This window comes from Microbacterium sp. NPDC087589, from assembly GCF_044743635.1.
In the GTDB taxonomy this organism is placed as follows: Bacteria; Actinomycetota; Actinomycetes; order Actinomycetales; family Microbacteriaceae; genus Microbacterium.
Genome location: NZ_JBIUWV010000006.1, coordinates 241,578 through 252,184, shown reverse-complemented (window position 1 = coordinate 252,184; position 10,607 = coordinate 241,578). Strand labels below are relative to the sequence as shown.

8 protein-coding genes and 1 pseudogene are annotated in these 10,607 nt (G+C 67.2%); 1 reads left to right on the top strand and 8 read right to left on the bottom strand.

The window, feature by feature from the left end:
• The 7 genes and pseudogenes from ACIOU8_RS14195 to ACIOU8_RS14165 form a co-directional block, all read right to left on the bottom strand.
• Window positions 1–1,073, bottom strand: a pseudogene (locus ACIOU8_RS14195) (hypothetical protein); the annotation flags it as partial.
• A gap of 588 nt (window positions 1,074–1,661) precedes the next feature.
• Complete coding sequence (locus ACIOU8_RS14190; protein WP_400790690.1) at window positions 1,662–3,272, bottom strand: amidohydrolase; 1,611 nt, start codon at window positions 3,270–3,272, stop codon at window positions 1,662–1,664.
• Between the two features lie 2 nt (window positions 3,273–3,274).
• Window positions 3,275–4,654, bottom strand: coding sequence for an APC family permease (locus ACIOU8_RS14185; RefSeq protein ID WP_400790687.1), 1,380 nt, complete (start codon window positions 4,652–4,654; stop codon window positions 3,275–3,277).
• A gap of 168 nt (window positions 4,655–4,822) precedes the next feature.
• A complete protein-coding gene (locus ACIOU8_RS14180; protein WP_400790684.1) occupies window positions 4,823–5,866 on the bottom strand; it encodes a LacI family DNA-binding transcriptional regulator in 1,044 nt (347 codons plus the stop codon).
• Between the two features lie 53 nt (window positions 5,867–5,919).
• A complete protein-coding gene (locus ACIOU8_RS14175) occupies window positions 5,920–6,954 on the bottom strand; it encodes a zinc-binding dehydrogenase (RefSeq protein ID WP_400790681.1) in 1,035 nt (344 codons plus the stop codon).
• Between the two features lie 26 nt (window positions 6,955–6,980).
• Window positions 6,981–7,517: a cyclophilin-like fold protein gene (locus ACIOU8_RS14170; RefSeq protein ID WP_400790678.1), complete on the bottom strand. Its 537-nt coding sequence runs from the start codon at window positions 7,515–7,517 to the stop codon at window positions 6,981–6,983.
• A 38-nt stretch (window positions 7,518–7,555) separates the two neighbouring features.
• On the bottom strand, window positions 7,556–8,812 hold the full coding sequence (locus ACIOU8_RS14165) for a multidrug effflux MFS transporter (protein ID WP_400790676.1): 1,257 nt from the start codon (window positions 8,810–8,812) through the stop codon (window positions 7,556–7,558).
• A gap of 102 nt (window positions 8,813–8,914) precedes the next feature.
• Here ACIOU8_RS14165 and ACIOU8_RS14160 point away from each other — a divergent pair, with 102 nt between their 5' ends.
• A complete protein-coding gene (locus ACIOU8_RS14160) occupies window positions 8,915–9,796 on the top strand; it encodes a helix-turn-helix transcriptional regulator (protein WP_400790674.1) in 882 nt (293 codons plus the stop codon).
• On the opposite strand, the gene ACIOU8_RS14155 is transcribed toward ACIOU8_RS14160, so the two are convergent.
• Window positions 9,768–10,526, bottom strand: coding sequence for an SDR family NAD(P)-dependent oxidoreductase (locus ACIOU8_RS14155; RefSeq protein ID WP_400790672.1), 759 nt, complete (start codon window positions 10,524–10,526; stop codon window positions 9,768–9,770). The genes ACIOU8_RS14160 and ACIOU8_RS14155 overlap by 29 nt on opposite strands.
• Between the last annotated feature and the right edge of the window lie 81 nt (window positions 10,527–10,607).

The window sequence follows — 10,607 nt, the reverse complement described above, 5'->3', positions numbered from 1 at the left end:
GACGGCTGGATGACCTCGAGCGACGCATCGGTCGGCGGGTTCAGGTTCGTCGTGATGTTGGCAGGCCCGTTGATATACGTGCCATTGACCGTCGAGGTGACATCGACCGTGATCGTGCACGACGCCTGACCGAGCGCAAGGTCACCGCCGGTCACCGACACCGTGTTCGTCGCCGGATCGATCGTTGCCGTGTACGGCACGGTGCCAGCGAGCTGCTGACAGGTGCCGCCGATGTTCGGCGCCGCCGCGAAGGTCAGGTTCGCGGGCAGCGTGTCCGTGATGGTCCAGTCGCTCTTGGCCATCAGGTCGCTCGTATTCGTGACGGTGAGGGTCAACTGTGACGTCGCGCCGTTGCGGACGACGGAGGGGGCAAAAGCCTTATCGAGCTGCGGGGTCACGTCCACGATCTGCGGCAAGTCGAAGGCTGCGTCGTTGCCAGCCCCGCTCGCCGTAGCGTTGAACAGCGACAACCCCAGATTCGCCGTCGTGCCTACGGGGATCTGGTACGCCGCGGACTGCAGCTTCGCGACTTGAACGGCGAAGTCAGTGGGATTGGTGCACGGGTTGAGGCCGGTGCTGAGCACGATCGGGTTGCCGTTGACGATCAGGCTGAAGGTCTCCTTGGGCTGATTCGCACCGCCCGCCGCCGGACAGTTGACCGCTGCGAAGTATGCAGACACCGCGTAGTAATGGCCGGGGATCGCGGGGATCGTGTTCACCGTGCGGAACTGCGTCCCCGCACCGATCACCCCGTTCCGTGCATTCGTGTACGACGTAAGCGCCTGGTTGGTCGCCGCCTGCGCGGCGCTCTGGCCCTGCGCCACTCCCAACGCCTGCGCCATCTGTGTGAGCGTGGGCCATGTCGTTGTGAGGTTGTTCGAGCAGCCTTGGTCAGAGGCCGGTGGCGCCAGAGTCACTGCCCTGATGATCCAGCCGTTGCATTGGTTTCCTGACGGCGTGTACTGGGGCGAGGCCGTGTAGGTGGAGTTCGCAGCGGCAACACCGCCGGTGTAATTCAGTATGTTGATCGCTGAGATCGCCGCGCTCTGATTCGAGAAGTCTTCGGTGTACACCGGCGTACCCGGCTGCGGGCTTCCCGGCGTTCCCGGGACGGTTGCGGTAGCCGTGAGGGCGCCTGTCGGCCCGAAACTCGCGCCGACCATAAGAATCCCCGCGACAGCGAGCACTCCCGAAAGCCGAGCTATCGCGCCGCGGCGGGGCGTGGCGATTCGACTGTACGTCTTGTCCGTGCTCGGCTTGCGTAAGCGATAGCCCATCACAGGTCCCCATCCCGGTCCGCTGGTCCTTCCCGCTGACGCGAGAACGGCACCGCTGCACTGACCCCAGAGTGCACCGCGTCCTGGGCGCGACGTCGCGCCCAGGAGTGCTGTTACATACAAGAGTCCGACACGGCCGTTTCATGACGCGCGCTGAGAAGGTTCGCGATCACTTCGCCGGGCGAGACCACTGAGACCTCGCCGGAGTGCATACCGACAGAAGGAGGTGACTCGCGGGAACGAGCCACCTCCTTCAGTGCGACGGGTGGGATCCCGTCGCGGGGGGAGGGCCGGGGAGCAGCCCTCCCGTGTGCTCACATGCGCTGGGGAGCGGTCATGTGACACGCGGGCGAGAGGGGTATGGCTCGCCCGGTGATGAGGAGATCATCTCTCTGGGATCGGGTGCGTCGGGACGCCGTCGACGACTGTGAGGAGCACGCGGGCGCTCGTGAGCTCCTGCGGCGACGCCTCGAGCGGATCGACATCCACGACGACGAGGTCGGCGGTCGCGCCGGCGACGATACGACCAGCGTCGGATGCCACGGCGCGATGCGCGTGCGTGGTGTATCCCTCGAGCGCTTCCGACGCCGTCAGCGCTTGGTCCGCTCCCACCACGGTGGAGCGCGGGGCGCTCACGGACCTGCGAAGCCGAGCATCCGCCATGATCTCCCACGGGTCGAACGCCGCGACCGGCCAGTCCGAGCCGAGGGCGAGCACGGCACCGCTGCGGCGAACATCTCCGGTGCGCCATGCGCGTCCGGCCCGCTCGGGCCCGAGTCTGCGTGACCAGTCGTCGCTTCCGTCGCCGCGCACGTGGTGCGTGCAGTGCGTGGGCTGCATGCTCGCCACTATCCCGCTGCGAGCGATGAGGTCGATCACATCGTCATCGACTGTCTCGATGTGCTCGATACGGTGCGGCACGCCCCCGGCGGGCAGCGCGGCGAGAATCTCCGCGGCGAACCTGATGCCCTGATCACCGATCGCGTGCGTCGCAGTGGGAACCCCCGCGGCGTCGAACAGTCGCACTCTGGCGGCGTACGCTTCTGCCGGCTGCCAGGCGGATGCCCGCCCCTCCCCGTCGGAGTCCGGCTGCGCGAGCCAGGCGGTCCCACCCTCGACAGTGCCGTCGATGAAGAACTTCACGCCCTCGATTCGGTAGCGCCGCCCTCCCCGCCCCTGGGCGGCGATCAGGTCGGCGACCTCGGCGTCGGTCGTCGTGGGCTGGCACCAGGGCGAGATGCGCAGCCGCACCGGCAGATCGCCGTCAGACTCGATCGCTGCGAGAAGGTCGAGCGCGTCGGAATCCTGCAGATCCATCACGTGCGCAGACGTGATGCCGACCGCCGCCATGTCGCGAAGGAGGGCTCTGAGCTGCAGGACTCGGTCGTCGAACGTGTGCGGGGGCATCGCCTTCTCGACGAGCTCCATCGTCGGGAACTCGATGACGTGGCCGGTCAGCGCACCCGACGCGTCGCCTGCCGCGCCCGACCCGTCGGGGTGGGCGACCGGGGTGTCGATCCCGGCGAGGGCGAGAGCCGACGCCGAGGCGATGCCCGAGTGCGCATCGAACATCTTGACGTAGGCGAGCCGTTCGGGGCCGAGCACGTCGTGCAGCGCGGCATTGCTGATCGGGCGCCCTTCGAATGGGCTGGGGTCGAGTCCCCATGCCGAGAACCACTCCTCTCCGCGCTGGGCCTCACGGCCCCTCTCCAGGGCTGCGATCAGTTCGGCATACGTGCGCACGCCGACCAAGGAGATGCCGCGCACGATGCCGAGGCTGTAGATCGGGTGGCTGTGAGCGTCGACGAGGCCCGGGATGATCGTGGCCTGTGGATGCGTGATGAGGTGGGTCGATGGTCGGGCGAGGGGCAGGATCTCGGCGCGCGGTCCGACGGCGGTGATGGTGCCGTCGGTGATGGCGACGGCATCTGCGGCGAGGTCGCCTGCGCCGTCGAGCGTGCGGACGCGGGCGGCGATGATGATCGTGTCGACCATGCTCACTCCTTGAGGTCGAGGGTCGGCGTTGCGCGGCGGAAGAACCGGGTCACGATGAGCAGCAGCACGAGACCGACGGCCAGCCAGGCTCCACCGACCAAGAAGGTCGAGCCGCTGAGGTTCGTCCACAGCCACACGGTCAGCGCGAAGCCGATGCCGGGCAGCACGAGGTTGTTCACGGCATCCCATCCGCGTCGTTCGCCGCGGTCGACGAAGTAGTGCTTGATGGCCGAGAGGTTGACGCAGGAGAACGCGATGAGCGCACCGAAGCTGATCATGTTCGACACCGTGAGCAGGTCGGCGAAGAGCGCGCAGAGCGAGACGGCGGAGACGATGACGATGGGGATCACCGGCGTTCCATACCGTGCGCTGAGACGGCCGAACACCGCTCGCGGCAGCACGCCGTCACGGCCCATGGCGAACAGGATGCGCGAGACGGAGGCTTGGGCGGTGAGCGCTGAGCCGACGCAGCCTGCCACGAATCCGGCGATGAACAGCACCGAGACCCACTGCTGCCCGAACGAGGCGACGACTTCGATGCTCGCGGTGTCTGCCGTCTCGAAGGCGTTCGAGGGGTAGGCGATCTGGGCGAGGTACGTGAGCAGGATGAACAGCAGGCCCGCGCCGATCGTCACGATCATGATCGCTCGGGGAACCGTTCGGCGCGAGTCCTTCGCCTCTTCGGCGAGCGTCGACACGGAGTCGAATCCGAGGAAGGACAGGCAGAGGATCGCCGCGCCCTGGAACAGCGGCAGGAAGCCGTCGACCGTTCCGTCACCCGTGAAAGGGGCGAGCGGGTCGACACCCTGCCCGCCCGCCGCGGCGACCGCCAAGGCGATGAACGTGATGATGAACACGGTCTGCACGGCGATGATCACGAAGTTGGCGCGAGCGACGGAGACGATGCCGACGATGTTGAGGACGGTCACCAGGGCGATGGCCGCGACGATCCAGACCCACGTCGGGACGCCTGGGAAGGTGTCCCCCATGTACAGGCCGATGATCAGGTAATTGATCATCGGCAGGAACAGGTAGTCCAACAGCAGCGCCCACCCCGCGAGGAAGCCGAGGGCGCCGCCGAACGATTGCTGCGTGTACACGTACGCCGAGCCGGAGTACGGGTACGCGATCGACATCCGTGCGTACGAGCGCGCGGTGAACGCCATCGCTGCGAGGGTGATGATGTAGGTCGCTGCGACTCGGCCGCCGGTGAGCTCGGTGACGATGCCGTAGGTCGTGAACGCGGTCAACGGCACCATGTAGACGAGGCCGAAGAGCACGAGCGACGGGACACCGAGCACCCGCTTGAAGCGGCCGCGGGTCACTTGAGCGGTCAGTTGGGTCGGTGTTACGGATGATGCATCGGGAGAGAGCTGAGACATGTGGGCTCCTGCGTCAGGTGTGACATCGTCGTCACCGCCGCCGGAGTCGGGCTGATCCGGCAGGTGGTGACACCGTAGCAATATCGATAAAGCATCCGCAACCTATATATCGGAGACCAGGTCAGGCGTCTCGCCTCTCGTCGCGAGATGCCGAGCGGGATTCCCGACTCAGGAGGTCTCTGCGAGCGCGCTGCCCAGGGTCGACGCGCGCCGGTTCACGACGATCGGCACGACAGTGCGCAGCGGTGCGGCACTCACCGGTGCCTCCTGCGCGGCATCCTGATCGATCACGTCGAGCGCCGCGCGCACACACCGACGCCCGATCTCGCGAGGATGCAGGTCGATGGCCGTGATCGACGGCTGCGTGAGAGCCAGCACCTCGGAATCGACCAGCGCCGCGACGAGAAGGTCTTCGCCGACGCGCCGCCCGAGGCGTTGCGCACTGGTGACGACGCTGAGCACCGTGCCGTCCGTCACGGCGAGGATGGCATCGACCGGGTCGTCGGCTTCGGCCAGGAGGGCCGAGACCGCATCATGGATGACCTCGGGCGCTGCCGGATGGGCGACTTCCGAGACACGAGGACGAACGTCGTGCTCGATGCACCACGACTCGAAGGCTGTACGCACCGTGAGTGCCCAGTCTCCCTGGAACGCGGTGAACAGGATCGCCGGGCGACGTGCGCCTTGCTCATGCAGATGATCCATCAGCTCGTGCACCGCAGGCTCATGCTCGCTCGTCACCGTCGCACGCGGCTCGGGAAGCCCCGCCGGAACAGGCTCGCCGGTGACGACGGGGATCCTGCCGTCGAGCAGCGTGCGCACGACAGGATCCTGCAGATCAGGGTCGAGCACGATCACGGCGTCGGCCGGCAGCTGATTGACCTGCTCGGGGCCGAGCCGGGTGGGCAGCATGAAGACGATCATCCCCGCACGATCCGCCTCTTCGACGATGCCGAAGGTCGCCTCCATGTAGTACGACATCGCCGTGCTGTCAGGAGGGAGGCGCAGAGCGAGCATTCCCGTGCGGGAACCCTTGAGATTTCGGGCGACGGCGTTCGGGCGGTATCCCAGCTCGGCAGCGACTCCGAGCACCCGCTGGCGCATCTCATCGGACACCCGCCCGCGCCCCGTGATCGCGAATGATGCGGTCGAGCGTGACACACCGAGCCGGTCGGCGATGTCCTGCAGGGTCACCGCACGGTCTGAACGCATGATCCGAAGATACCGCGCGGTCGCTCGCGATCCGGCCTCTGCGGCACTCGCGCCTAGGGACGGATGAGCACCTTCAGCGCTTCGCGGGAGTCCATCAACCGGTAGGCCTCGGCGATGTCGTCGAGGGGCAGTTCGCGGTCGAAGACCTTGCCCGGGTTGATGGTGCCGTCGATGACCTGCGGAATGGCCGCCTCGAGGTAAGCGCGGACTGTGGCCGGCCCGCCGGTGAGCGTGGCGTTCTTTCCGAAGAGCGACATGAACCCGACCGCTGCGTCTTCGTACTGGGGGACGCCGACGCGCGAGATCACTCCCCCGGGACGGACGACCCCGTACGCCTGCTCATAGGCGGGCATGTGCCCGACGGCTTCGAGCACGACGTGAGCGCCCTCACCGTCCGTCAGCGCCAGCACCTTCGCAACGCCTTCTTCGCCACGTTCGGCGACGACGTCAGTCGCTCCGAACTCGCGGCCCAGGTCGGTGCGCGCGGTGTGGCGTCCCATCAGGATGATCTTCTCGGCACCGAGCTGCTTCGCTGCAAGAACCGCGGAGAGGCCGACGGCCCCGTCGCCGATGACGACGACGGTCTTTCCGGCTTCGACGCCACCGCGGATGGCTGCGTGGTAGCCGGTGAGGTAGACATCAGACAGGGCGAGCAGCGAGGGCATGAGAGCGTCGTCGGTGCCCGCAGGGATCGCGACGGCGGTGCCGTCTGCATACGGGATGCGGAGCTTCTCGGCCTGCGTGGCCGACGGTGCTGCATCGAAGAATCCGCCGTGCACGCAGGACGTGGTGATTCCGTCCCGGCAGTACGTGCAGGTGCCGTCCGACCAAGCGAACGGAACGATGACGGTGTCGCCGACGGCGAGGGTGGTGACGTCGTCGCCGATCTGCTCGACGACACCGATGGCCTCGTGACCCATGTGACGACCCTCAGGGGTGTCGCCGAGGTCGTGGTACGGGTGCAGGTCCGACCCGCAGACGCACGCGTAGGTGACACGGATGATCGCGTCGGTGGGTGCTTCGATGGTGGGCTCGGGGACGTCGACGACGCGGACGTCACCGGCGGAGTACATGAGTGTTGCGCGCATGATGCTGTTTCTCTTTCTTTGGGGTGTCAGTCGACGATGGTGATCGTCACCGGGCCGCCTTCAAGCAGCGACAGTTGCTCCTCGGTGGCGGAGTAGGTGCCGAGGTGGAGGGTGGCATCGGAGTATCCGATTCCGGTCGCGTCGTAGTAGAACCCGAGGTTGCCCCACGACGTGTAGTAGATGAGGTCGCCGTCTTCGGGGTCGGAGCCCGGCGAGCCCTCGTAATTCAGCTCGCGCGGCAGGTACGCGATCTTCTCCGCATCGGCGAATTCTTCGACCGTCAGCTCGAGCGGGAGCATGGAGAGGAAGTCCCGGACTCCGGGACTGTCGTCGCCGATCGTCACGTCGATACTGGTGCGTTCGGAGGTGAAACGTACGACGGTGCCGACGATCTGGTCAGACGCGCCCTGATCCGGCGCGGCTGTCGGCGTGGGCGTCGTCGCCGGTCGTGACGTGGTCGTGGGCGTATCGACAGGCCCGGTGATCGGAGCCTGCGCGCACGAGGCAAGCGCCGCCACCAGGAGCACCACTGCGGCTGAGGTGAGGACTCGTTGTGTCATCATGGCTGCCTTCTCCTCTGTTGTGTGGGTGGGTGTGGGAATCAGTGGGCCGAGATGGCGCGCAGCGCGTCGTCTCGCGGCTGGACGCCGTCGGTACGGTCACGGCGGTGACCCAGAAGCAGGCACGCAGCGGCGGCGAGCAGCACGGTCACCACGGTGGTGATTCCGAGGGGAAGGATGCTGAGCGCGCCGGCGACTCCGACGAACGGGGCAGCGATCCCCCCGAACCCGAACCGCACCATGCCGAGCAGGGACGATGCGGTTCCGGCCATCTGGGGGTAGTCGGAGAGCGCGAGTGTGGTCGCCGGGGGCGCGGTGATCGCCACGCCGCTCGACAGTGCGAACAGCGAGACGATGACGATCCACAGGGGCAGAGGCGTCAGCCCCGCGGTGAGGAGCCCGAGTGCTCCCAACCCGGTGACGACGATTCCGAGTGCGAGAGTGCCCGGGATGCTCCAGCGCTCCGCGGTGCGCCCGGCGAGGTATCCGAAGACCATGTGCCCTGCGGAGTTGAGACCGAACGCGGCGGCGTACCACTGCGGCGTGAGCCCATAGATGTCCTGGAGCACGAAGGTCGAGCCCGCGAGATAGGCGAACAACGCCGCGTACAGGAAGCCCTGGTTCAATACCGCGCCGAGGAACACGCGGTCGCTCAGAAGAGTGCGGTAGGCGTGCAGGGTCTCTCCGAACCCGCCACGGGTGCGCTGCTCGGCCGGTAGCGTCTCTCCGAACACCAGGAGGGTGATGACGAGGATCGCCACCCCGATCACGGCGAGAAAGACGAACAGGCCCCGCCAATCGGTGAAGGTGTTGAGCAGACCGCCGAGCAGCGGTCCGACGATGGCCGCGAACCCGCCGATGACGGTGAGACGGCCGTAGAAGCGGATGAGCGCCTTGCCCTCGAAGACGTCGCGACCGGCGGCGGTGGCGATCACGATTCCGACGCCGCCGGCGAGGCCCTGCACGAGACGAGCCGGGATCAGCAGCTCGATCGTCGGGCTGAGCGCGCACAGCACGGAGGTGAGGATGTACGCCACGATCCCGATCAGGAGGATCCCCCGACGCCCGAACCGATCAGACAGTGGGCCAGCGATGAGCTGCCCTGCGGCGAGGCCGATCAGGCAGGCGGTCACCGTCAACTGCGCGACCGAGGTGACCGCCCCGAGCTCAGCGGACAGTGCGGGAAGGGCAGGAAGGTAGAGGTCCATCGAGATCGGACCGAACACCGTCAACAGCAGCAGCAGGGACGGCAACAGGCGGCGACCGGTGCTCTGAACAGGTGAGGACGAGGAATGCATGCTTCCATGGTCAGCCCCGCCTGGTGAGCGAGGGAGTCCCTGACGAGGGGTGTACCGACAGGGCATTCCTTGATGGCGGGGCGACGACCTACCCTGACTGACATGGAGAATCGAGAAGAGGTACGTGAGTTCCTCATGACTCGCCGTGCGCGAGTGTCGCCGGAGGCTGTCGGGCTGACAGCCGGGTCGAACCGGCGCGTCGAAGGGCTGCGACGCAGCGAAGTGGCCACTCTCGCCGGGGTCAGCGTGGAGTACTACTCCAAGCTGGAACGCGGTGCGATCGCCGGAGCATCCGGGGCCGTGCTCGATGCCGTCTCCCGCGCCCTTCAGCTCTCCGACGCAGAGCACGCGCATCTGCTCGACCTGGCACGCAATGCCGACGGCATCCCCTCCTCCGGTCGGCACCGCCGGCGCAGCGCCAAGCCGGGCCCGCCCCGCCCGAGCCTCGAATGGGCGTTGGCCTCCATCACAGATGCGGTCGCCGTCGTGAGAGATCAGAGACAGAACCTCGTCGCCTTCAACGACCTCGGCCGAGCGTTCTACTCGCCACTGATCGGAGACGGAGGAAGGACGCCGAACTTCGCGCGGTTCCAGTTTCTCGATCCAGCGGCCCATGACTTCTACCCCGACTGGGATGCATTCGCCGACATGTGCGTCGCCGTGGTCCGGGCCGAAGCGGGCCGCGACCCCCACGACAAGGGCATCCAAGATCTCGTCGGAGAACTCTCCACCCGCAGCGAGGTGTTCCGCACCCTGTGGGCTGCGCACAACGTGCGCACCCACGGATCGGGCACCAAGCGCTTCCGTCACCCCGTCGTCGGCGACCTGACCCTCGTGTACGAGGAGCTCGCGATCACCGCTGAGCCCGGCCAGGTGCTGCTGATCTACACGGCCGAACCGGGTTCGCCGTCCGCCGAGCGGTTGCGGCTGCTGGCCTCCTGGGCCGCCGAGACCTCTACGGCCGCACGCCCCGCTGCGACCTGACCGGGGCCAGAGTCACGCCGGTGTACTCGGCCAGCGCCGCCAGGAGTTCGTCCTGGAACGCTTCGTCGTGCACCGCGGGGTGTGGAGTCTGGACACGCTGGTGGTGCCAGTACCTTCCGGAGACGAGAGCCGAGGGATCGTGCGTCGTCGCCAACCAGGCCTGAGTCACGTGCCCGAGGGCGAGGTCGTCGCTCGCCGAAGGCCCGCCCATCCTCGTCGGTACCCACCCCGGATCGACCGCACTCGAGATGAGGTCTGTCCGCCGCCGGGCCACTGCGGCCATGAGCACGGTGACGAGAAGCTTGCTGTCCGAGTACGAGAGGGTCTTCGATGCGCCGGCCCAGTCCGCGCCGGCGATGTCGGCCTCACCGCCGCGATGCATGCTGCTGGACAGGTAGATCAGGCGTGCTGCGGGCACCGCCGCCGTGAGCAGGTAGGGAGCGACCACGTTGACGGGCAGCAACGCTGCTCCATCGATCACACCTGCGTTGTGGATCACCGCATCGAACGGTCCGAGCCGTGCGGCCTGATCACCGAGACGCCTGACCTGGTCGAGGTCGGCGAGGTCTCCCAGGACTGGTGACGCTCCCCGAGCCACGAGGTCTCGCAGCGCTTGCGCACGGTCGTCGTTGCGTGCATGCACGACGACGTCGTGGCCGTCGTGCAGCAGCGAGGAGGCAGCGGCATGGCCGATGCCCTCGGTGGATCCGGTGATCAGAATACGTGCCACGCGACGTACCTCTTTCTCTGTGGGGCTGCTGCTCTGCACCGTAGTCCCTCACCCCCAGGATGTCGAAGCACTGCTCGGGCA

Coding starts and splice junctions, on each gene's coding strand:
- ACIOU8_RS14190 (WP_400790690.1), bottom strand. CDS start 3,272: ATGGTCGACACGATCATCATCGCCGCCCGCGTCCGCACGCTCGACGGC.
- ACIOU8_RS14185 (WP_400790687.1), bottom strand. CDS start 4,654: ATGTCTCAGCTCTCTCCCGATGCATCATCCGTAACACCGACCCAACTG.
- ACIOU8_RS14180 (WP_400790684.1), bottom strand. CDS start 5,866: ATGCGTTCAGACCGTGCGGTGACCCTGCAGGACATCGCCGACCGGCTC.
- ACIOU8_RS14175 (WP_400790681.1), bottom strand. CDS start 6,954: ATGCGCGCAACACTCATGTACTCCGCCGGTGACGTCCGCGTCGTCGAC.
- ACIOU8_RS14170 (WP_400790678.1), bottom strand. CDS start 7,517: ATGATGACACAACGAGTCCTCACCTCAGCCGCAGTGGTGCTCCTGGTG.
- ACIOU8_RS14165 (WP_400790676.1), bottom strand. CDS start 8,812: ATGCATTCCTCGTCCTCACCTGTTCAGAGCACCGGTCGCCGCCTGTTG.
- ACIOU8_RS14160 (WP_400790674.1), top strand. CDS start 8,915: ATGGAGAATCGAGAAGAGGTACGTGAGTTCCTCATGACTCGCCGTGCG.